General features: G+C 56.6%; 26 protein-coding genes. 17 read left to right on the top strand and 9 right to left on the bottom strand.

The window, feature by feature from the left end; genetic code table 11:
- Position 1: 1 nt before the first annotated feature.
- The 6 genes from ACSBQS_RS07765 to ACSBQS_RS07790 all read left to right on the top strand — a co-directional run bounded on the left by ACSBQS_RS07765 (position 2) and on the right by ACSBQS_RS07790 (position 2,679).
- Positions 2-379: a hypothetical protein gene (locus ACSBQS_RS07765; protein ID WP_033650451.1), complete on the top strand. Its 378-nt coding sequence runs from the start codon at positions 2-4 to the stop codon at positions 377-379.
- 141 nt (positions 380-520) lie between these two features.
- On the top strand, positions 521-979 hold the full coding sequence (locus ACSBQS_RS07770) for a hypothetical protein (RefSeq protein ID WP_072270938.1): 459 nt from the start codon (positions 521-523) through the stop codon (positions 977-979).
- Positions 980-982: 3 nt separating this feature from the next.
- A complete protein-coding gene (locus ACSBQS_RS07775; RefSeq protein ID WP_197749808.1) occupies positions 983-1,393 on the top strand; it encodes a hypothetical protein in 411 nt (136 codons plus the stop codon).
- 31 nt (positions 1,394-1,424) lie between these two features.
- On the top strand, positions 1,425-1,754 hold the full coding sequence (locus tag ACSBQS_RS07780; protein WP_016927797.1) for a hypothetical protein: 330 nt from the start codon (positions 1,425-1,427) through the stop codon (positions 1,752-1,754).
- Position 1,755: 1 nt separating this feature from the next.
- Positions 1,756-2,223, top strand: coding sequence for a hypothetical protein (locus ACSBQS_RS07785; RefSeq protein ID WP_033650448.1), 468 nt, complete (start codon positions 1,756-1,758; stop codon positions 2,221-2,223).
- A 75-nt stretch (positions 2,224-2,298) separates the two neighbouring features.
- Entirely contained in the window at positions 2,299-2,679 is a 381-nt protein-coding gene (locus tag ACSBQS_RS07790) for a hypothetical protein (RefSeq protein ID WP_015377818.1), read from the top strand.
- A gap of 66 nt (positions 2,680-2,745) precedes the next feature.
- Here the strand turns inward: ACSBQS_RS07790 and ACSBQS_RS07795 are convergent, their stop codons facing one another.
- Both ACSBQS_RS07795 and ACSBQS_RS07800 read right to left on the bottom strand, forming a co-directional pair.
- On the bottom strand, positions 2,746-3,642 hold the full coding sequence (locus ACSBQS_RS07795) for a PhzF family phenazine biosynthesis protein (RefSeq protein ID WP_042784454.1): 897 nt from the start codon (positions 3,640-3,642) through the stop codon (positions 2,746-2,748).
- A 54-nt stretch (positions 3,643-3,696) separates the two neighbouring features.
- Positions 3,697-4,614, bottom strand: a complete 918-nt coding sequence (locus tag ACSBQS_RS07800; protein WP_033643015.1) for a DMT family transporter — start codon at positions 4,612-4,614, stop codon at positions 3,697-3,699.
- Between the two features lie 178 nt (positions 4,615-4,792).
- On the opposite strand from ACSBQS_RS07800, the gene ACSBQS_RS07805 reads away from it, so the two are divergent.
- The 4 genes from ACSBQS_RS07805 (at position 4,793) to ACSBQS_RS07820 (ending at position 7,380) form a co-directional block, all read left to right on the top strand.
- A complete protein-coding gene (locus ACSBQS_RS07805) occupies positions 4,793-5,662 on the top strand; it encodes a helix-turn-helix domain-containing protein (protein ID WP_434990163.1) in 870 nt (289 codons plus the stop codon).
- An 18-nt stretch (positions 5,663-5,680) separates the two neighbouring features.
- Entirely contained in the window at positions 5,681-6,115 is a 435-nt protein-coding gene (locus ACSBQS_RS07810; RefSeq protein ID WP_047026144.1) for a glyoxalase/bleomycin resistance/dioxygenase family protein, read from the top strand.
- Between the two features lie 311 nt (positions 6,116-6,426).
- Positions 6,427-6,879, top strand: a complete 453-nt coding sequence (locus ACSBQS_RS07815) for a MoaF-related domain-containing protein (RefSeq protein ID WP_099783007.1) — start codon at positions 6,427-6,429, stop codon at positions 6,877-6,879.
- Between the two features lie 9 nt (positions 6,880-6,888).
- Positions 6,889-7,380: a nuclear transport factor 2 family protein gene (locus tag ACSBQS_RS07820; RefSeq protein ID WP_033643018.1), complete on the top strand. Its 492-nt coding sequence runs from the start codon at positions 6,889-6,891 to the stop codon at positions 7,378-7,380.
- Between the two features lie 172 nt (positions 7,381-7,552).
- Here the strand turns inward: ACSBQS_RS07820 and ACSBQS_RS07825 are convergent, their stop codons facing one another.
- Entirely contained in the window at positions 7,553-8,752 is a 1,200-nt protein-coding gene (locus tag ACSBQS_RS07825; protein WP_033650443.1) for a multidrug efflux MFS transporter, read from the bottom strand.
- Positions 8,753-9,007: 255 nt separating this feature from the next.
- Between ACSBQS_RS07825 and ACSBQS_RS07830 the strand changes: the two genes are divergently transcribed.
- Positions 9,008-9,463, top strand: a complete 456-nt coding sequence (locus ACSBQS_RS07830) for a MarR family winged helix-turn-helix transcriptional regulator (RefSeq protein ID WP_223524949.1) — start codon at positions 9,008-9,010, stop codon at positions 9,461-9,463.
- A 37-nt stretch (positions 9,464-9,500) separates the two neighbouring features.
- Here the strand turns inward: ACSBQS_RS07830 and ACSBQS_RS07835 are convergent, their stop codons facing one another.
- Positions 9,501-9,782, bottom strand: coding sequence for a YjcB family protein (locus ACSBQS_RS07835; protein WP_046898399.1), 282 nt, complete (start codon positions 9,780-9,782; stop codon positions 9,501-9,503).
- Between the two features lie 296 nt (positions 9,783-10,078).
- Between ACSBQS_RS07835 and mrdA the strand changes: the two genes are divergently transcribed.
- The 3 genes from mrdA (at position 10,079) to ACSBQS_RS07850 (ending at position 15,789) form a co-directional block, all read left to right on the top strand.
- Positions 10,079-12,004 carry a penicillin-binding protein 2 gene (mrdA, locus tag ACSBQS_RS07840; protein ID WP_342165196.1) on the top strand — a complete coding sequence of 642 codons (1,926 nt, stop codon included), beginning with the start codon at positions 10,079-10,081 and terminating at the stop codon, positions 12,002-12,004.
- Positions 12,005-12,111: 107 nt separating this feature from the next.
- Entirely contained in the window at positions 12,112-13,830 is a 1,719-nt protein-coding gene (locus ACSBQS_RS07845) for a penicillin-binding transpeptidase domain-containing protein (RefSeq protein ID WP_047026142.1), read from the top strand.
- Positions 13,831-14,163: 333 nt separating this feature from the next.
- Entirely contained in the window at positions 14,164-15,789 is a 1,626-nt protein-coding gene (locus ACSBQS_RS07850) for a methyl-accepting chemotaxis protein (protein ID WP_434990168.1), read from the top strand.
- Between the two features lie 154 nt (positions 15,790-15,943).
- Here the strand turns inward: ACSBQS_RS07850 and osmB are convergent, their stop codons facing one another.
- The gene (gene osmB, locus ACSBQS_RS07855) at positions 15,944-16,156 is read right to left on the bottom strand and encodes an osmotically-inducible lipoprotein OsmB (RefSeq protein ID WP_004940700.1); all 213 of its coding nucleotides are present in this window, start codon (positions 16,154-16,156) and stop codon (positions 15,944-15,946) included.
- A 231-nt stretch (positions 16,157-16,387) separates the two neighbouring features.
- On the opposite strand from osmB, the gene ACSBQS_RS07860 reads away from it, so the two are divergent.
- The 3 genes from ACSBQS_RS07860 to ACSBQS_RS07870 all read left to right on the top strand — a co-directional run bounded on the left by ACSBQS_RS07860 (position 16,388) and on the right by ACSBQS_RS07870 (position 17,716).
- Positions 16,388-16,783, top strand: a complete 396-nt coding sequence (locus tag ACSBQS_RS07860) for a DUF427 domain-containing protein (RefSeq protein ID WP_342165193.1) — start codon at positions 16,388-16,390, stop codon at positions 16,781-16,783.
- Positions 16,784-16,914: 131 nt separating this feature from the next.
- A complete protein-coding gene (locus ACSBQS_RS07865; RefSeq protein ID WP_033650438.1) occupies positions 16,915-17,385 on the top strand; it encodes an Rrf2 family transcriptional regulator in 471 nt (156 codons plus the stop codon).
- Positions 17,386-17,578: 193 nt separating this feature from the next.
- Positions 17,579-17,716: an AcrZ family multidrug efflux pump-associated protein gene (locus ACSBQS_RS07870; protein ID WP_016927779.1), complete on the top strand. Its 138-nt coding sequence runs from the start codon at positions 17,579-17,581 to the stop codon at positions 17,714-17,716.
- Between the two features lie 39 nt (positions 17,717-17,755).
- Here the strand turns inward: ACSBQS_RS07870 and ACSBQS_RS07875 are convergent, their stop codons facing one another.
- The 4 genes from ACSBQS_RS07875 to ACSBQS_RS07890 are packed head-to-tail and all read right to left on the bottom strand — an operon-like array spanning position 17,756 to position 21,685.
- The gene (locus ACSBQS_RS07875; RefSeq protein WP_171453993.1) at positions 17,756-18,517 is read right to left on the bottom strand and encodes an amino acid ABC transporter ATP-binding protein; all 762 of its coding nucleotides are present in this window, start codon (positions 18,515-18,517) and stop codon (positions 17,756-17,758) included.
- Positions 18,514-19,419 carry an amino acid ABC transporter permease gene (locus tag ACSBQS_RS07880; RefSeq protein ID WP_197666520.1) on the bottom strand — a complete coding sequence of 302 codons (906 nt, stop codon included), beginning with the start codon at positions 19,417-19,419 and terminating at the stop codon, positions 18,514-18,516. Before ACSBQS_RS07880 ends, ACSBQS_RS07875 begins: the two co-directional genes overlap by 4 nt.
- A complete protein-coding gene (locus ACSBQS_RS07885; RefSeq protein ID WP_213587555.1) occupies positions 19,416-20,330 on the bottom strand; it encodes an ABC transporter substrate-binding protein in 915 nt (304 codons plus the stop codon). The genes ACSBQS_RS07880 and ACSBQS_RS07885 overlap by 4 nt, the downstream gene beginning before the upstream one ends.
- 17 nt (positions 20,331-20,347) lie before the next feature.
- A complete protein-coding gene (locus ACSBQS_RS07890; protein WP_197801306.1) occupies positions 20,348-21,685 on the bottom strand; it encodes an LLM class flavin-dependent oxidoreductase in 1,338 nt (445 codons plus the stop codon).
- Positions 21,686-21,695: the final 10 nt, after the last annotated feature.

Raw genomic sequence — 21,695 nt, forward strand, 5'->3', positions numbered from 1 at the left:
CATGATTGAACGAAATGAACTAAAAGATGGATTGGTGTTTGTGAATGAATCCAATAAAAATGAAAGTGTCATTATGAATTTTTATTCTTGGGTCCATATTATTTATGGAGTAATTGTTTTTTATGGAAGAAAAAGTGAAGAGGAAGCAAGTTACATAATTAACAATACACCTATGTTTACGACACCACCCAAGAATTTCATGGAGGCCTGTATGTTAGGTCATGAGGATGAATATTATTGGGGTATGGTAATGTCACATGGTGATAGATATTTTGAGAAGGGTTTTCCTCGTACAGCACCGGATGATTATTTTGAATGGGAGGATAGCTATATAAAAGATCACAATCTTGAGAGAAATACTCTAGTTTTTAATGATTAAAACAAGTGATGTTGCTAGAGCCGACAATTCTCAGTCGGTTCTGAATGTTTAGAATGAAAATTATCTAAACGAGCAGATTTGAAAATTTTCAAATATCCATCCGTACACATTGATAAATAATTTAATATTACGGTATCTAACATGATTGATTTTAACGCTAGGATTGTGTCTGGTGTTTCCATAGGGAATGTCGTTCTAAATGAAAATATTTCATTATATATTAATGAGATGCAATCCAGATTTAGCGTTAAGATTAAAAATCACTCCCTACCTGACGGGAGTGAGCGAAAGTCATATACAGCCGATAATACCTTATCCGTCATAACTGATAAAGACGGTGTCATTTTGTCACTTGGATGTAATGCTCATTACCAAGGGGGCTACAATGGAATCATATTCCCCGGAATGGAAATAACAGATATAATCAAGCTGACGATATCACAGAAAATATACAATGGTTCAATAGTTATTAATGATGACTTTGGTATTTCGTTTATCCTCCCATGCCCATATGATGAGATTGCCGATGCGATAAACGATATTCCTGGCGGGGTGATAATAAACGAAATTTTCGTATCTGATTTTTCATTCTGGCGTTAGCTTATGGAACATATGAGTGAATTTAGTGAGAATATAATTAAATATGGGGTGGGTGATATAATTGCTACTGGTTACATAGATTCGGATACACCACCGGTTTTTCATCCGATGTATGACAGGGTTTACTTTATATCCGGTGAGGTTATATTTGAATTTTACATTGATGATGATGGGGTTGTTAATTCACATTTAGTTGAAAACATCTCTCCGTGGTTTGAAGTAGATGTGGATGATCAATTTTCCGTGATGTCAATCTATTCACAAGCTTTTAAAACTGAACAGGAAGTTAAAATAATTGCAGTGAATTATAGTGAAGAACCGTTCTCAGTGTTCATCGTCAGCTATAAAGATGGTGACCATGAAAATTCACTGTATTTAGAGCCAAAGAGTTTTTTTGGCTTTTTGATTTCATAGAAAAAAACCATGGAATGATTAGGAGTTCAATGTGAGCAAGGAATTAAAGCTTGATGTTATGAATAACAAAAATGACTTGATTGAAGGGACTTTTTGCCACTCGCTTTTTGAGAGGTCGTTCTTTGATGAAAAGCTGTTAAGTGACTTAATAAATAATTCAGGGGCATTTTTAAAAGAAAACGAATGTGATAAGGATGTTTTAAATTTGCTATCATGGATTGTCAATGGTGTTGATCAGTGTTTTACATCCCATAATGATGAAAATGACTATTATTTAATTGAAAACTACTCTGTGGCATTGGAAAATAGGTGGGTGCTTTTGTGGCGGTCAAAAATTGATAAAATAATTGGCGGGAAGTAAAATGGATATCAAGAAAATACAAGAGAAATGGGAGCATGGTCAGTTAATTGGAGTGGATCTCATCGCAAGTAAAAACAATACAGCAAGAGAGATAAATATTTACTCTGAAGAAAGTGATGGCTTCAAAAATACTTTTAATAAGGAGTATGGCATTTCATATGGGAGTGTTATTTCGTTAAGCTCATTCATTAAGAAACGTGATGATTTGTGGTCTGAAATTCAAATAAACAACAAGGTATTGCTTCCTGATGGTGACGTTTTATTTTGCGGGGAGGGCGAAATGGGGAGTGATGGTTTTATTGTCAGAGCAGATAAGTATAATAAATTGAAATGGTTCATGTACTCTACGACCTCTAACCCATTTCTTGATGTTATAAGGTTAAACGGTCGGCTGCATATAAAGTCCACGTTGGGTTTTTATCTTGACTTCGGTATCGCTGACAATGATATTTTTCTGAAAAATAAATGAGTGATATTTTTCTAATTGACATCATTAGTATTAAGCCTAATAATCAATGAGTTTTTAATTTGATGCAGATTACCAATGATTAACAAATCTAGCCTGGTTGATGGTATCCTTTTTCGAGATGAGAATGACTCGAATGAAACTGTAGTTTTCAATTTTTATACTTGGGTGGAAATGCTTAAAGCGATCATTGTTAAATATGCGCAAAAGTCTGAAAGTGACGCGGAGTTATTGGTTTTATCATCGAGCTTAGTGTGCAAACCTATCAACAGTTATACGGCTGTCTGTCTCAGGAGCCATGAAATTGAATATCATTGGGCAATGCTGATAGCTTATGGTGAACAGTATTGGCTGAAAGGCGTAGAATCCAAACAGCCTGATGGCTACTTTGACTGGGATGTGCAACATAGGAAAGAACATAACTTAGCAGAGGAAAGCTTTGTTTTTAGCAATTCATGAATCGCGATCCGATAGGGTAAACACCCCTCCAAATGTCCAACGCCTTCCTTATCCTACATCCCCAAACTAAATACCCAATGTGCCGTTAATCAGGGTGCAGCACTGCCCGCCGATCCAGGGCTCGCCGTCAATAAAGCGCACGCTCACGCGGCCATCTCGCTTCAGTTGGGTGCCCTGGCGCACCAGATAGCCATGCGCGGTCCAATCGCCGTCGGGGAAGCGGTTGGCCTTCAGTAAGCGCGCCAGGCAGGCGTTGGCGCTGCCCGTTACCGGATCTTCGATCAAGGCGCCGCATTCCACCATAAATGCGCGCATTTCGTAATCTGCCGGTTCGGCCGCAGAACAGGCGCCATAAATCACTACGCCATCCACATCACAGGCGGTTTGCAACTGTTCGATCATAGCCTGATCCGGCATCACCGCCAGGCAAGATTGCGCATCCGGCAGGCGCATCATCAGCCAGCGGATGCCCATGTCGACAATAACCGGCAGGGTATCGGCTTCAATCACCGCCGGCTGTAAAGCGGCCATCAGCCGTTCTGTTTCCTCAACCGCCATCGCGCGAAAACTGACTTCGGGCGCGGCGAACGCCAATGCGCCTTCCGGCAGGATATTGATCGCCACCAGGCCGACGCCGCATTCCTGCATCACCGTTCCGGGGCGTTTAGGCGCCAATCCGGCTTCCAGCAGGGCGTGTGCGGTGCCCAGCGTCGGGTGGCCGGCGAAGGGCAGCTCTTTTTCGGTAGTGAAGATGCGCACCTTATAATCCGCCGCCGGGTGCGTCGGTTTAAGCACAAAGGTGGTTTCCGAAAGGTTGGTCCAACGGGCCAATGCCAGCATCTGCGCGTCGTTCAGCCCTTCGGCTTCCAGCACCACCGCCACAGGATTGCCGAGCAGCGGCGTGGCGGTGAAAACGTCCACCTGTTTGTAGGCGCGGGGTGTCACATCATCGCTTCTGAGCATTGGCCATCATCCGTTATCAACAAAACCTGATGATAACGATATTCGCCAATGGCTTCAAAGGGTTGAATTTTGTTTTGGCATTCCAGCCCGTCGCCACCTCAGCCCCGGCTTGGCGAACATCACCAGGTTGCCCAGCAGAATCAGGCACAGCCCCAGCACGGCGTTGAAGTGCCACTGGTAGCCTTCGTAGATCGTCGAGATGGTCAGCGCCACCAGCGGGAACAGCAGGGTGCTGTAAGCCGCCGCGCCGGCGCCGATGCGGCCGAGCAGGCTGAAGTAGGCGGCGAAGGCGATCACCGATCCGAAGACAGCCAGGTACAGCAGGGAGCCGATATAGCGGCTGCTGAATTCGATCTGGAACGATGCGCCTTGCGCCAGGGCGATCAGCGCCATCAGCATCGCGCCGTAGGTCATGGCGTAGGTGTTGGTGGAAAAGATATCCAGCCCGCGGCGCTGATGACGCGCGCTGATCATATTGCCCAGCGAGAAGCCGTAGGTGCCGAGCGCGCTCAGACCGATGCCTTTGAGCAGCTCCGGCGCCATGCGGGTGGCGGCCAGGTCTTGCCAGAACAGCGCCACGATGCCGGTCAACCCCAGCAGCGCCGCCGGCAGCAGGTTGGGGCTGGGGCGCTGGCGGAAAAACAGCAGGCTGTTGAGGGCATTGAACAGCACCGCCATCGAGAAGATCACCGATTCCAGCCCGCTGCTGATATAAGCCGCCGCGTGGTAAAAGCAGAAGAAGTTGAAACCGAACACGCAGCAGCCCTGCAACACGCAGAACAAATGATCGCGCGGGGCGATGCGGCGCAGGCGGCGCGTTAGCAACAGCACGGCGAACATCACCGCGGCGGAAATGGCGAAGCGGTAAGCGATCGAGACGGGAATAGCCACCGGGCCTTCTTGTTGCAGGGTGATCGCAATCCAGGTGGTGCCCCAAATCAGCACCACGGCGAGGTACAACAGCGCATTCATTCTATTCACTCCGAAAAAGCCGATGGCGCAGTATCCGCTTTGGCGTGCGGCCGCGCTTGCAGCGCCTTGCGCCCAGTTGCATATTCTTGCGCTTTTTTTGCCAAAAGCGCGGGGCGGCCGCTGGCATGCCGAGGCGCCACTCTTTACACTGTCGGCATGTCGAACAACGGGGCCGGTGATGTCCAACTATCAGGCGTTTGAAACACTGCGTGAGCATAAAGCGCGGTTGCACGGCAGCGTGCTGCTGGGCACCGGCGTGGAGCTGGCCGCCTGGTCCAACTGCAACGATCGCGTCACGCAGGAGAGCGCCGACCACCATACCCTGAGCCTGTACGTCGCCGACGGCTATGAGTGTTACCAGCAGGTGCCGGGCGGCTGGCGCAACGGCGGCGGGCCGGATCGGTTCTGCATCATGCCGCGCCAGTATGCATCTACCTGGGATGTGCGCAGCGATCTGTCGTTCGTGCATCTGTATTGCACCGACGGGCATTTGCGCCGGCTGGCGGAGCAAACCTGGGATCGCAGCCCGGCGGCGATCAACGTAGAGCCGCGCAGCTTTGGCGAAGATCCGCAAATTACGCTGCTGTATCGCCAGTTTTTGCTTAACTGCGACTGGCGGGACAGCGCCAATCTGCTGGCGCTCAGCAGCGCGTCGAACCTGCTGATGTCGCACCTGATCCAACGCTACAGCCAGCTGCAGTGGACGCTGCCGCAGGCGCGCGGCGGCCTGGCCCCCGCGGTAGCCAGGCGGGTGCGGGAATATATCGCAAGCCATCTCGATCGGCCGCTGCTGCTGGCCGATCTGGCGGCGCAGGCCGGATTGAGCGAGTACCACTTCGCCCGCATGTTCAAGCATGCCACCGGCCTGGCGCCGCACCAGTTCGTGATGCGCGCGCGGCTGCAACGGGCGGAACAGCTGTTGCGGCATAGCCAACAGCCGATCACCGAGATCGCGCTGGCGTGCGGCTTCAGCTCCGCCAGCCATTTCAGCAACCGCTTCAAGGCGGCCTATGGATTTGCTCCGCTGCAGGTGCGGCAGGGGTGCTAACCGGAAGGGAGTGCAAGCATGGATCAACAATTTGCGGGCCTGGGCGTGTTGTTCGTCGCCGGATTCGGGCCGATCACGCGTGAGAGCGACGCGAGCAAGGCGTTTTATGTCGAGGCGCTGGGGTTGCCGCTCAAGCCGATGCCGGGCAACGAGAGCTATCTGCTGGCCGAGCAGGGCGCGCTGGACGGGGTGAAACACTTCGCCCTGTGGCCGCTGGCGCAGGCGGCGCAGTCCTGTTTTGGCGACGAGCGCTGGCCGGCGGATCTCGCGGCGCCGCAGGCGTGGATCGAATTTGACGTGGCCGACATGGCGATAGCCACCCAAGGGCTAATCGATCGCGGTTATCGGCTGCTGGTCGCCAACCGTGAAGAGCCGTGGGGGCAAAGCGTTACCCGGTTGCTCAGCCCGGAAGGATTGCTGGTTGGCGTCACCTATACGCCCTGGCTGCGTTAAACGCCGCGCCGCCCGCCGCCGTTCTCCCTGCGGCGGGCGGCTTAAGAACAAATTCGCATTAGCTTAAAGCTATCTGCGCTATAGACCTACCGAATCCCCGAGCTATCCCTCATCCTGAAAACAGTAATCCCGTTCATTGCGTAAAAACCAAGGGTCAGAACGCGCTATTGCCACGCCATTTCACGGCGATTTTTCACCCTCTTTTGGCGTCGTCAGGTGCCTGATGGGAATAGAGATTATTCTTATATTTCCGCTAACCGTTAAGAAATAATAATGATTCTCGTTTTCAACCACGGAAAGGAGAAGGAACGATGAAAACAGTGAAGCGAACGGGTATCGCGCTGGCGATAGCCCTGACTTTCCCCCTGGCATTGCCTGCCGCTACGGCGGCGCAAACCTCCCTGACAAACAGTAAGGCGGCGACGATGACGGAAAAACACGGGCAGTTTATTGCGGTTGGTAAAGTGGTGCAGGTGACCTTTGGCGATTTCGCCTTCAAGCTGGATTTTACCGATGACAAGACCATGACCTTCACCGGCATCGGCGAGGCGTCGCAGGGCATCACCGATACCGTGCAGTACACCGCGGTGGAAATTCGGCCGAAGGTCTACATGGTCTACTGGCATGAGCCGCAGTCCGGCGACAACGTGACGCATATCGAGGACTTCGAGCGCGGCGAGGTGTACACCAACATCGCCGCCAAGGACGGCAGCTTCACCCATCTGAAAGGGCAGCTGAAAATTGTAGGTCACTCAGGAAACTAAGGAGCAGTTATGAAAAAGGCATTGATCACCTGTGCGATCGTCGGCGGCCTGCTGGCGAGTTACCCGGCGCTGTCAACGGATCAGGCGGCGTCTTACAAATCGGCCGGCAAGGGCGGTTATCATCATGCTCAGCAAAAGCTGAAGGTGGTGGAAGATCTGTACGCGGGCTTCTTCAACCGCCATGACATCGGCGTGGCGCGGAAGCTGATTGTGGAAAACTACAAGCAGCATAACCCGTTCGTCGGCGACGGCATCAAGCCGTTCCTCGATTTCTTCAGCCAGACCTTCAAAGACAACCCGCAGTACAGCGCTAAAATATACCGCAGCGCGGTCAACGGCGATCTGGTCTACGTTCACGTCAAATATCAAAATAACCCGCAGGATCGCGGCACTGCCAGTGTGGATATTTATCGGGTGAACGATCAGGGGAAAATCACCGAGCATTGGGACGTCAATCAGGATGTGCCGGAAAAATCGGCCAACGACAACACCATGTTCTGATGCAAAAGGGCCGCTGCGGCGGCCCTCTACGCGCCTGCAACACTTTATTTACTTACATAAATACCAAACGTTCATCGCGTCGAGTAGGCTACGGCCGCCTTTGGCAGTGGCGGCACGGTTGATGGGCGTCATTGTCCCGCCACTGCTTGAGGCGCTTCCCTCGCATTCCCCGCTATCCCGCGCGTTTAGGCTGCACTTTTTTGAACTGATGGCGCAGCTGCAGCGCATTGAACAGCACCAATACTGCCGTCACGGCGAACACCCAACGGAACCCCATCATCGCCGAAATGCCCGAACCCAGCAGCGGGCCGACCACGTTGCCCAGATACATAAATGACTGGTTATAGCCGAAGATGCGCCCGGTCACCTGATCGGAGGAATACTTCAGCAGCAGCGCCTGCACCGCCGGCATCAGCGCGCCATCGGCGAAGCCCAACAGAAAGCGCAGAATGCCCAGCTGCAGCGGCGTATTCACCCAGGCCATCACGGCGAACAGGCCGGTGGTGAACAGCAGCGCGGCGATCAGAATGCGCGCGGTGCCGATGCGATCGCCGAGCCGCCCGAGGCGCGGCGCGGAGATCAGCGCCGCGATGCCGGGCACGGCGGCGATCATGCCGCTGACGAAGGCGATATTGCTGACGTTGCCCGACAGTTCGCGAATGAACAGCGTCAGGATCGGGCTGATGGAGGAGTTGGCCAGCTGGATCATCAGGGTGCAAACGAACAGGGTGACGATCAGCGCCGGATAGGGCAGCGACCGGAATACCGCCTTGCCGCTCAGCTGATCCGCTTTTTTCACCGTGATGCGCCGCTCTTTAATCAGGAACAGCGTCACCAGGAAACTGACGAACATCAGCCCGGAAGTGACGAAAAACACCACCCGAAGCCCCAGATGGTCGGCCATCAACCCGCCCAGCAGCGGCCCGGCGATCACGCCGGAGATCTGCCCGGTCGAGAGTGTGCCCAGCGCCCAGCCGCTTTTATCGCGCGGCGCCTGCGAGGCGACCAGCGCCATGGCGTTGGGAATATAGCCGGACGTCAGCCCCATCAGGGCGCGCAGCGCGAACAGCTGCCACACGTTGGTAGCCAGCCCCTGCAGCGCAATGACGATCGCCATGCCCAGCGAAGCGCGCAGCAGCATCAGCTTACGGCCCTTACGGTCGGCCAGGCTGCCCCACAGCGGCGACACCACCGCCGAGACCAAAAAGGTGCCGCTGAATACCAGCCCGGACCACAGGCTGAGGGATTGATGATCGCTGACGCCAAGTTGTTCGACGTACAGCGGCAGAAAAGGGAGGATTTGGCTCATCGCCAGCCCGGTGAAGAAACACCCGAGCCAGACCGAGATCAGATTGACTTTCCACGCTTCCATCGGCTTATCGTACCACGTTGAATGAGGAGGGATTTGTTAAGCAAAATAATAATAACACTGCAAATTAGTCGGCGAGGGGGCAAATGCGTGAGCAAACGTAACCCTGCCGGCTGCAGTGTCTTTTTGCTATATATTAATAGCTATATTATCATAGATAAATGGGTTAAGCCAGAAGCGCGCGGTGGCCGAACGGGGCGCCATTGACGGCGCGATCCGGCGATGTGAAAGTAGGGACAAACTGGACGTTATCGACTGATGCCAATGAAAAAAGATCATCCTGAAGACGTGACGCTGCTGCGCACGCAGTTAATGTCGCTGGTGCGCCGCATGCGGCGCGAGTCGCGCAGCGACGAAAAATCCTGGGCCCAGCTGATGCTGTTGGGGGCTATCGATCGCCATGGCGGCGAGGCGACGCCGTCGTTGCTGGCGGAGTCGGAGCGTATGCGCTCCTCAAACCTGGCGGCCGCGTTGCGCGAGCTGGAAGCCGATGGGCTGCTGGTGCGCACACCGGATGCCGAAGACAAACGCCGGGTGCGGGTGCGGCTGACGTCCGCCGGGCTGGGTTTGCTGCAGCAAAGCCGCGCCCGACGCGAGGCGTGGTTGCTGGCGGCGATGGAAAGCTGTCTGTCCGAGCGGGAGCAGGCGCTGTTGCTCGAAGCGGGGGCGCTGATGGCGCGGCTGGCGGCGGCGCCGTCTGCGGAAGCGGACTGATTGCAGGGGCGGCCTGAGTTGCCCCCCAGCGGCGAGATTACGGCATCGGCCAATCGACCGGCATGGTGCTGACCACGTCCACGTAGCGATCCCAGGCCGATGACCAGAATTGGGCGAAGGCTTCGAGGGTGAAGTGAATGCCCATCAGGCCCATCACGAACCAGCAGGCGGTAAACAGGCCCAGGCTGCTGAACATGAACGCCATGCCATTGCGGCTGGTTTTACGGCAAACGACGTTTAACTGGCTGGCGAAGAACATCATCACGGCGCTCAGCAACTCCCAGCGCATCATGATTAAACCGGTGGCAATGGTACTCATCGAACTCGATCCTATGTAACAAAAAGCCGCATCCGGCAGGGCGCCGACAGGAAAATGCGGAGGAGAATAACGGTAATAGTGTGATAAGGATCACATTGTAGCATTGAGAGGAACGGCGGCTCAATGGGGCGCGCGGTGAAAAAATCGCCGCCGGTAACATTCCAATATGCTGAAACAGTTATGCCATTTCATTAGCAACCTTTTCATGGGGCGTCGCGCCCGATAACGCTATGCTTGCCGGCTTTTCAGTTCCCTGATTTTGCGGGGAAATGTGACGCAAAAGGTATCGGCTCCGCATGGCCCTGTTAAAAGAAAAAATTCGCGACCACTCCGCGGAAGAGATGCTATTTATCCGCCGGGCGGCCGTGGCGCTGGCGCTGGTGGTGGTCTGTTTCGGCGCGCTGGTCGTCAATCTCTACCGGCTGCAAATTCGCCAGCACGGCTTTTACCAGACGCGCTCCAACCAGAATGACATCAAGATGTTGCCGATCGCCCCGAGCCGCGGGCTGATCTTCGATCGCAACGGCATTCCGCTGGTACGAAACGTGACACTGTATCGCATCGAGATCACGCCCAGCAAAATCACCGACATGGCCGCGCTGCTGCAGGCGTTGACGCCGATCGTCGATCTGACGCCGGAAGATATCAGCGCGTTTCGCGACGACATGCACCACAACAGCCGCTACAAGCCGATAACGCTAAAAGCGGGGCTGAACGACACCGAGGTGGCGCGTTTCGCCGTCAATCAATACCGTTTCGACGGGGTGACTATCGATACCTATCAGCAGCGCGAATATCCTTACGGCGCGCAGCTGGCGCACGTGCTGGGTTACGTGTCGAAGATCAACGACAGCGATCTCAAGCGCCTGGACAAGGCCGGGTTGAGCGAGAACTATGCCGCCGATCGCAACATCGGCAAACAGGGCATCGAGGCCTATTACGAGTCCGAGCTGCACGGCACCACCGGCTATCAGGAGGTGGAGGTGGATAACCACGGGCGGGTGATCCGCTTGCTGAAGGAGCAGCCGCCGCAGGCCGGCAAAAACATCTACCTGACGCTGGATCTACCGCTGCAGCAGTACATCGAATCGGTGCTGAAGGGGCAACGCGCCGCGGTGGTGGTGGAAGATCCGCGCGACGGCGGCATTCTGGCGATGGTCTCCAGCCCCAGTTACGATCCCAATCCCTTCGTCAAAGGCATCGGCTATCAGGCCTATAAGGCGCTGCTCCGCAACCCGGATCTGCCGCTCATCAACCGCGTCACCCAGGGGCTGTACCCGCCGGCGTCGACGGTGAAGCCCTACATGGCGGTTTCGGCGCTGTTTGCCGGGGTGATCACGCCCACCACCACCTTTTTCGGCGCGCCGACCTGGACGCTGCCCGGCACCGAGCGGCGCTATCGCGACTGGCTGAAGACCGGTCACGGCATGCTCAACGTCACCAAAGCGATAGAAGAGTCCGCCGATACCTTCTTTTATCAGGTGGCGTATGAGATGGGCATCGATCGCATTCACCATTGGCTGAGCCAGTTTGGTTACGGCCAGTCGACCGGCATCGATCTGAACGAAGAGTACCGCGGCGTGCTGCCAAGCCGCGACTGGAAGCTGAGGGTGCACAAAAAAGTCTGGTATCAGGGGGATACGGTATCGGTCGGCATCGGCCAGGGATATTGGGTGGCGACGCCTATTCAGATGGTGAAAGCGCTGACTACGCTGATCAACAACGGTAAGGTGAAAACGCCGCACCTGCTGTATTCGCTGCAGCAGGGTAACCGGGTCACGCGTTATCAGCCGCCGACGCAGGCGCTGCAGATTGGCGATCCCCGTTCGCCTTACTGGGGCATTGTGCGCAACGGCATGTATGGCATGGCCAACCTGCCGAACGGCACCGGATACAAGCTGTTCCATAACGCGCCGTACCAGATTGCCGCTAAATCCGGCACCTCGCAGGTGTTCAGCCTGAAGCAAAACCAGACTTACAACGCCAAAATGATTCCGGTGCGGCTGCGCGATCATATCTTTTATACGCTGTTCGCCCCCTACAAAAACCCCCGGGTGGCGATGGCGCTGATCCTGGAAAACGGCGGCGGCGACGGCGTGGTGGCGGGGCCGACCGCGCGCGCGATCCTCGACCACATTTTCGATCCGGCCAACGCGCCCCAGCCCGGCGACGCGGCGCAAACTAAACCGCAGTTAAACGACAGTGCGGATGTGCAACGGTGATGCGGTTTGTTTTTACTTTCTTACAAACTGCAATCTCCTGACCATTTCCGGCAAGGTAGACTGAAATAACACGATAAACCGAATAAAAACGCAGGGTTAACACAACAGTGGCGCCATCGACCAAAAAGAGCGGTAAAACCTATTCCACAGTTCGCTTCGGCTGGATTTGCGCCGGCATGCTGGTCTGTTTTTTTCTGTTGGCGTTCAGGGTCGGTTACCTGCAACTGCTGGAACACCAGCAGTTGGCGAACCAGGCAGATCAGCGCTCGATTCGCACCCAGGTAGTGCCGACCAACCGCGCCATGATCACCGATCGCAACAATGAGGCGCTGGCGGTCAGCGTGTCGTCGAAAGACATCGTGCTGGATCCGAAGCATATTCTCGATACCCAGACCGATACCGGCAACGAACGCTGGCAGAGCATGGCCAACGTGCTGAAGATCCCGCTGGCGGACGTGCAGCATCTGATCCAGAGCAACGGGCACAAACGCTTTGTCTACCTGGCGCGCAAGGTGGAGGACGACAACGCCGCTTATATCAGCAAGCTGCACCTGACCGGCGTCAGCACCGAGCAGGATTTCAGCCGCTTCTATCCGATGGGCCAGGACGCGGCCGGACTGATCGGCATCGTCGGCCAGGACAATCAGGGGCTGGAGGGCATCGAGCTGGGCTTCAACCCGTTGCTGCAGGGTAAAAACGGCCTGCGGGTCTACCAGAAGGACGGCAGCGGTGCGGTGATCGGCGTGATTAAAAGCGTGGATCCGGTTCCACCGCCGAATGTGACGCTCAGCATCGACAAATTTATCCAGTACGTGCTCTATGCGCAGATCCGCGACGGCGTGGTGGCTAACCAGGCCGACTCCGGCTGCGCGGTGCTGGTGAAAATCGACACCGGCGAAATCCTCGGCATGGCCAGCTATCCGTCGTTCAACCCGAACAACTATGGCAGCACGCCGGCGAAAGATATCCGCAACGTGTGCAGCAGCGACAGCTTCGAACCGGGTTCGACGGTGAAGCCGGTCGTGGTGATGGTGGGGCTGGAACATAAGCTGATCCGGCCGGATACCGTGTTGGACACCACGCCGTATCGGGTGAACGGTCACCTGATCAAGGACGTCGGCCACTGGTCGAAGCTGACCATCACCGGCGTGCTGCAAAAATCGAGCGACATCGCGGTATCGCACATTGCGCTGGCGCTGCCGGCCACGGTGCTGCCGGCGGTCTACCGCAGCTTTGGCCTGGGGCGGCCGACCGAGCTTGGCATCGGCAACGAGAGCAGCGGTTATCTGCCGCAGCATCGTGAACGCTGGGCCGATATCGAGCGCGCCACGTTCTCCTTCGGTTATGGGCTGCGCGTGACGCCGCTGCAAATGGCGCGCGAGTATGCCGCGATCGGTTCCTTCGGCATTTATCGGCCGCTGTCGATCACTAAGGTGACGCCGCCGGTGATGGGGCAACGCATTTTGCCGGCCGATACGGTCAGGTCCGTGGTGCATATGATGGAAAGCGACGCCTTGCCGGGCGGCAGCGGGGTGAGTGCTGCGGTGCCCGGCTACCGTTTGGCGATCAAAACCGGTACCGCCGAGAAAATGGGCCCCAGCGGCAAATACGACGGCGGCTATATCAACTATACCGCCGGCGTGGCGCCGGCCAGCGATCCGCAGGTGGCGCTGGTGGTGATGGTCAACAACCCGAAAGCCGGCAAGCACTTCGGCGGCTCGGTAGCCGGGCCGGTGTTCGGCAAGATCATGGCCCAGGTGCTGGAGCACATGAATATCTTGCCGGATGCCCAGCCGCTCAATGTGGTGTCGTCGGTTAAAGGGTGAGGATTTAAGCGGGAAGTGAGTGGGTCGGAAAATGTCTGGCCCACGCTTCAATACAACGAGTTTGACCTACGGCAGTATTTATTATGGATATGCCTTGAGGTATTGATTGATATTCGACTTGAATGAATTTCTCTGTTTCTAAAATAATATTTCTTATTTGGCGATTCGCAGAGAAGCTTATTTTCTCACCAAGACAATTCCCTCTTTCGTTCACGCCTTGACATGATTTCAACGAATTCCGAACCCGGCAACACCCGCCTATGGGCGGCTGTAATCGTCGTGTCATCAATGCTCGTTAGACTCGCGGCATCCTGGTATTACCGACTAAAAATCATGAACATAAAACTGACACTTGGCCGCGGGGCAAAACCTGCGCCCGCGCTGCCGCGCGCGTTTGGCTTCGGCAAAAGCATGGGGTTATTAAGCGGCGTAATTTGCGTTATCGCGCTATTTTCTCTGCTGCAATTGTTTTCCACCGTATTTATTTCCAATATTCTGCGCGACGCCAAGATTAACCTGGTGACGGGCGACGCCTTGCATCGCCAGCAGGCGGCGATGGATCGCGCCAGGCTGTCGCTGCTGACGGCCAGCGATACCCTGAACCGTGCGGGCATTTACTATCTGCAGGATAAAGCCACCGGTTCCGACGGCAGCTGGCATAGCCTGCTGGATGAATCGCTGGCGGCGCTGCAGGCTTCAGAGCAGGCCTTCGCCCGGTTTGAGCGCCTGAGCGCGACGGCGCCCGAGGCCGCTGACGCCCTGAAAGGCAGTTATCGCCTGTTCTATGACGGTCTGAAGGAGCAGGCGCAAGGGCTGCAACGCAGCGACAGCATCGATGCGTTTTTCGCCGTGCCGATCCAGGCTTTTCAGGCGGATTTCAACGAGAAGTATCTCGCTTATCAGGCGCTGAACGAACGACGCGGCGATGACGTCAACGTGCGGCAATTGGCGGCGCTGGAGCAGGCCAAAACCTATGCGCTCGGCGCGCTCGTGGCGTTGGCGCTGATCGCCTTGGGCGTGTGGTTCGGCGTTGCTCGTTGGGTGATTGCACCGTTGCAAAGGGCGATCGCCCATCTCAACGTGCTGGCCGCCGGCGATCTTTCGCGGCCGTTGCCGCCTGAACGGGCGGTTAACCGCGAAATGCGTCAGTTGCAAACCAGCATTGGCCACATGCAAAACGGCCTACAGCGGCTGGTGAGTGAGGTGCGCGATGCGGCGAGCGGGATCCTGAACGGCGTCGGGCGGCTGGCGGACGGCAATCGACAGTTGACGGCGCAGTCGGCGAAGCAGGACGGCGAATTGCAGTTGGCGACCGAGCACGTGCAGCAGTTGGCGGCGCGGGTGGAAGAAAACGGCCAATACGCGCAGCTGGCCAATCAACGCACCGAACAGGCCAGGCAGTGCGCCGGCGCCGGTGAAAAGATGATGCAAACCGTCAACGTCTCGATGCAAGGGATCGTCAACCAATCGGCCGAGATGCGCGGCATTGTGGCGCTGATCGACAGCGTGGCGTTTCAGACCAATATTCTGGCGCTGAATGCGGCGATCGAGGCCGCGCACGCCGGCGTTCACGGCCGCGGTTTCGCCATTGTCGCTAAAGAAGTGGGCCTGCTGGCGCAGAAGAGCAGCCATTCTACGCGCGATATTCAGCAGCTGATCAACCGTTCGTTGCAGCAAATCGATCAGGGGTCGCAAGCGGTAGAGCTGCTGGCGGGCAATTTGCGTCAAATTATCGATCTGGTGAACACGTTTAGCGCACTGATGGGGGAGATCTCGCTGGCGTCGCTCAATCAGGGGGAGAGCATTCAGGACGTGACGGCGCGCATCGCCGGGCTGAATCAGGTGGCGCGGCAAACTGGCTCCGTGGTGAACGCGGTGACCGAGGCTTCGCAGTTGCTGCAGGGCGAATCGGAACGATTGGAAAAAGCGATGGCGCGTTTCAGGCTGCCGGCGCAATAAATAACCCTGGCGCAGGTGAATGAATAATAAAGCCGCGCTTAACGTTATTTATTTAGGTTCGCTCCCTGAGGAATTTCAGCGGAGTAAATAAAGCAGGCCGGCGCGTGTGGATTAAAAAAACGTCGGCCTGCGGAGGTTATTTTTGGCGGGAGAATTAACGGCTGGTCTGGTGGCCGATGATGCCGCCCAGCGCTGCGCCGCCGAGGGTGCCCAGCGTGCTGCCGTCGGTCAATACCGCGCCGCCCACGGCGCCGACGCCCGCACCGATCGCCGTGTTGCGATCGCGATTGGACATATGCCCACATGCGGTAACGGAAAGCGTCGCCATTACCACCACCAACACACCCGCGGCACGTTTAATATTCATAATGAGTTCCTGGTAAATTGGCTAATTAATGGATTAAAAATAATCCGATTAACTCGCCGGTAGAAGTTGGGATGAATGTATTCCTCCGAAAGAAAATCGAACAGGTAAAAATTCTTAATTTTGGCGCGGTGAAAAGCGATCGCTCGCCGAATGTGCGGCCGTCGGCAAAACCGTTCGGCTATACTGGGAAGACGCCTCACGAGGGGCGGGGCGCACACGCTGGAGGCCGCCATGTCCGAGCTCGTTTCCGCATCCGGCAAACCGGTGAAAATTCCCGGCCCGGACCATCCGATTACGCTGACCCGCCATCCGACGCGGGTCGTGGTGCGCGGCGCCGGCCAAATCCTGGCCGACAGCCGTCATGTGCTCATCTTGCAGGAAGCCAACTATCCGCCGGTGTTTTACTTTCCGCGTGAGGATGTGAATATGGCGCTGCTGCATAAAAGCACGCACGTGAGCTACTGCACTTATAAGGGCGACTGCAGTTATTTCTCCCTCACGCTGAACGGCCCGCAGGGGGACAATGTGGCCTGGAGCTATGAAATGCCTTACAACGCCGTGGTGGCGATCAAGGATTATCTGGCATTTTATCCCGACAAAGTCACGGCGATCCGTACCGAAGCCTGAGCCGCCGCCGCCTTCGGGCGGGGGCAGGTTGACATTCCACTTATCCCTACTCATTATGTGTATTACCGGGAATTGATACGCTTTCCTTATGTTTTAATCCGATATAAGCGAAACTCTGAGCAGGTGCCAAGGTGTCTACCTCTACGCGATTTGCCGTTGCCATCCATATTCTGACCAACATCACGCTGTGTCGCGGCCAGACGGTGCGTTCCGAAGATATCGCCCGCAGCGTCAACACCAATCCGACGGTGGTGCGGCGCATTCTCGGGGCGTTGGCGGAGGCGGGGCTGACCTATTCACAGATGGGGCAAGGCGGCGGGGCGCTGTTGGCGCGGCCGGCGGAAGCGATTTCTCTGCTGGACGTGTATCGCGCGGTGGAGGATCAACCTTATTTCACGCTGCATCGCACCCGGCCTAACGAGGCGTGCTATATCGGCCACGCCATTACCCCGGTGCTGGAGCAAGAGTTTGCGCGCGTCGGTCACGCGCTGGAAGCCAGCCTGGCGCAGACCAGCATCGCCGAAATGGCCGGGCAGGTTGAGCTGCGCGCCGGCTATCCCTTCGTCCCTTGTTCACCGCAATATCAAGCAGATACGCAATAAAAAATCACGCCAAACCCCGTTCCGCGCAGAGCATTTTTTGCATTGCGTTAATGTAATTGTGTAAGTTACATTAGCTCGCATCAAGTGTGATGTAGCTCACGTTTTAGACTGCCTCCCCACGATAATCGACCGTTTGGCCGGAAACCTTTTCTTCCGGCGCAGATTCGCTGTGCTTATAAACCAGGAGAGAACGATGTTAGAAATGATTGAAAGCTTGGCCACCGTGGTGGTCCTGGTGCCGGTAATGGTGGCCGTCTTGCTCGGCGCGATTTACGGCCTGGGTGAAGTGTTCAACGTCTTTTCCGCTATCGGCAGAAAAAATAACGGCTGAATTTGAACGTCAGGGGACGCAACGCCCCCTGACGGAGGGTTACAATACCGTCGCCAGGAAGTTGCGCGTCCTCTCATGTCCCGGCGCATCCAGAACCTGCTGCACGCTGCCCGTTTCAACCACCTTTCCCTGATCCATAAAGACAATCTGGTCGGCCACTTCGCGGGCGAAGCCGATTTCGTGCGTGACCACCACCATGGTCATGCCCGAATGCGCCAAGTCTTTCATCACCTGCAGCACTTCGCCAACCAATTCAGGATCGAGCGCGGAGGTCGGTTCATCAAACAGTAACACCTGCGGGTTCATCGCCAGCGCGCGGGCGATGGCGACGCGTTGCTGCTGGCCGCCGGACAGTTCACGCGGCCAGGCGTTGATGCGATGTTCCAGCCCGACGCGGGCCAGCAGCTGCTTCGCCCGTTCCTGCACCTCGGCTTTTTTTTCCTTTTTCACCCGCAGCGGCGCGTCGCTGACGTTTTGCAACACGGTGCGGTGCGCAAACAAGTTGAACTGCTGAAATACCATACCGATGCTTTTACGCTGTTCGGCCACCTCGGCTTCTTTCAGCTCGTATAGATGCCGGCCTTTTTGACGATAGCCGATCAGCTGTTCGCCAACGCGAATGGTGCCGCCGTCCAGCTTTTCCAGGTGGTTGATGCAGCGCAACAGGGTGGATTTGCCGGAGCCGGAAGGGCCGAGGATCACCGTTACCGAACCTGCCGGAATGGTCAGGCTGATGTTTTTCAACACTTCGGTGCCGGAAAAGGATTTCCGCACCCGGTTGATGTGGATGGATGCGCTCATTGTTCACCTCCCTGAGGGGCTTTGCGGTTGAGGAAGAACCGGCCGCTGCGCGTTGCCTGCGTGCCGCGCCCAAAATAGCGCTCCACGTAGTATTGACCAATTGACAGAATCGAAGTCATGGCCAGATACCACAGGGTGGCGACCAGCAACAGCGGGATGACCTCGTAGGTGCGTTGGTAAATGATCTGCGCCGAATACAGCACGTCCTGCAGGGCAATCACCGACACCACCGCGGTGGTTTTCAACTGCCCGATCACTTCATTGCCCGCCGGCGGCAGGATGGTGCGCATCGCCTGCGGTAATACCACGCGCCACAGGATTTGCCCACGACGGTAGCCCAGCGCTTTGGCGGCTTCCAACTGGCCGCTGCTGACGCTTTGGATGCCTGCGCGCACAATTTCCGCCGCATAGGCCGACTGATGCATCACCAGCGCAATCACCGCGGCGCTGAAGGTGCTGATAAGGGTATTGGTCGGCGCGCTGGCGACTTCGCCCAGAAACGGGATCCACAAGCTGATGCGGGGATAAAGCGCGGCGATGTTGTACCACAGGAACAGCTGCACCAGCATCGGCACTGCACGGAAGAACCAGGTGTAGAACCAGCTTACCGCCACCAATACCGGATTGGCCGACAGGCGCATCAGCGCCAGCAGCACGCCGCCGGCGAAGCCGAACACCACCGAAATCACCGTCAGCTTCAGCGTCATGAGCACGCCGTTGAGGATGGACGCCTCGGTGAGGTTTTCCGCCACCACCGACCATTCAAAGCGCGGGTTGTGCAGCATGGAATTGACGATAACGCCGACGATCAGCAGCACAACCAGGGCGCTGAGCCAGCGTCCGTAATGCCGGTGGCCGACGATGCTCAGTTCCGCGTCGTCGACAGGGTATTGCCCACTCATTTTGCGATCTCTTCATTGATGCCGGCGGTTTTCACTGCACCAAAACCGATATCCCAGCCGTCGAGGATTTTCTGGTAGCTGCCGTCGGCGATCAGTGAATTTAGCGCTGCCTGCACCGGTTTCACCAGTTCGGAGCCTTTCGGCAGGGCGATAGCCACCGTGGTGCCGTCGATGTTGATATCACCGGCCAGCGTCAGCGGTTTGACGTGGGTGGCCTGGTAGCGCAGCCCTTCATACGGGCCGAAAAACATCGGCACGCGGCCGCTGATCACCGCTTGCACCCCGGCCGGGCGGTCCGGGAAGATCGGCATGGTGATGGCCGGTTTGTCGGCGGCGACGCATTGATCGCTGGCCTGCTGCAGGCGAGTTATTTGCGAGGTACCTGCGCCGGCGCCAACGGTCTGGCCGCACAACTGGGCCAGCTCGGTGTAAGGGCCAAGCGCAGCGTCTTTGCGGGCGATCAAGGCCAGCTTGGAAGCGTTGTAATAGCCGACGAAGTCCACCTGCTGGAAGCGCTTTTTGTTGGCGTCAATGTTGGCCAGCGCGACGTCATAACGGCCGGACTTCAGGCCGGGGATGATGTTGTCGAAACCGCCGGTGTCCTTCCAGTGGATCGCCACGCCCAGGCGATCGGCAATCGCGCTCATCACGTCGATTTCACGCCCGGCCAGCGTTTTGTTGTCCGCCTGGTAAAAAGTGGTCGGCGGGGTGTTCGGGTTGGTGCCGGCAACGATATAGCCGGCCTTTTTGATTGATTCAGGCAGGCTGTCGTGCAGCGCCGGATCGGCGGCAGCTTTCACCGCCGCCTTGAAGGGAACATCGCCTTCAGCGGCATGACCGGCGGCCAACGGCGCCAGCGTGGAGGAAGCCAACAGCAGGGACAGTACGGTGCGTTTGAATGTGGTTTTCATCATGATTTCCCTGCGGATTAAGCCGATTTTACGTTAGCGAAGTTGATTGCCGGTTCAGGCAGGCCCAGGTTTTCACGCAGGGTTGCATACTGATACTCCTCACGGAACAGGCCACGGCGGCGCAGCTCCGGGATCACCAGCTCGACGAACAGTTCCAGTTGGTTGGGCAACACCGCCGGCATGATGTTGAAGCCGTCTGCGCCTTGCTGTTCCAGCCATAGCTGGAAGTCGTCGGCGATCTCTTCGGCGGTGCCTACCACCACGCGGTGGCCGCGCGAACCGGCCGCGACGGCCGCCAGCTCGCGCAGCGTCAGGTTTTCCCGCGCGGCCAGATCGGTCAGCAGTTTCACGCGGCTTTGGCCGCCTTCGGTGGCGCCCACGTTCGGCACCGGGCCGTCCAGCGGGTAATCGCTCAAATCGAAACCAAAGCGCGCCGACAGCTGCTCAATGCCGTTATCGATATCCACCAGTTGATTCAGCTGATACCAGGTTTCCCGCGCTTCTTCTTTGGTACGGCCGACAATCGGCATCACACCTGGCAGGATCAGCAGGTGGTCCGGGTTGCGGCCGGCGTCGGCCACGTATTTTTTCTGACTGCGGTAGAAAGCCTGTCCTTCTTCCAGGCTGGCGGCGGCGGTGAACACCACTTCGGCGGTTTCCGCCGCCAACTGTTGGCCGGCCGGGGAAGAGCCGGCCTCAATGATCACTGGCCGCCCCTGCGGCGAGCGGGAAATGTTCAGCGGGCCCTGCACCGAGAAATGCTTGCCCTTATGGTTGGCGGCGTGGATTTTCTCGTCGATGGCGTACACGCCATTTTGCTTGTCGCGCACGATGGCGTCTTTTTCCCAGCCGTCCCACAGTTTGTAGCTGGCCTCGAGGAATTCCCGCGCCACTTCATAGCGCTCGGCGTGCGACGGCAGATCTTCACGGCTGAAGTTGCGCGCCGCATCGCTGGAGAAAGAGGTCACCACGTTCCAGGCGGCGCGGCCGTGGCTGATATGGTCGATGGAGGCCATGGCGCGCGCCAGGTGGAAGGGTTGATCGAACGTGGTGGAGGCGGTCGCCGCCAGCCCGATATGGCGGGTATTGACCGCCAGCGCCGCGAGCAGCGTCAGCGGCTCCAGGCGTGACATCGTCGAGGGCAGTCGGTGCACGCTGGTCGCCAATGCGTCGCCGACGAAGAACATATCGAAGGTGCCTTCTTCGGCTTTTTTTGCGATCCAGGTGAACCAGTCGATATCGGTCGGCGAACCGCTGGCGCCTTCTGCGCGCCATCCCCCGATATGGTGCCCCAGCGCCTGAACGAACAGGCCGAGACGGAGTTGGCGCGATGGTGTTGAAGGTGAAGTACTCATAATTATTCCT

The organism is Serratia sp. H402Y, from assembly GCF_051172415.1.
Taxonomy (GTDB): Bacteria; Pseudomonadota; Gammaproteobacteria; order Enterobacterales; family Enterobacteriaceae; genus Serratia; species Serratia ureilytica.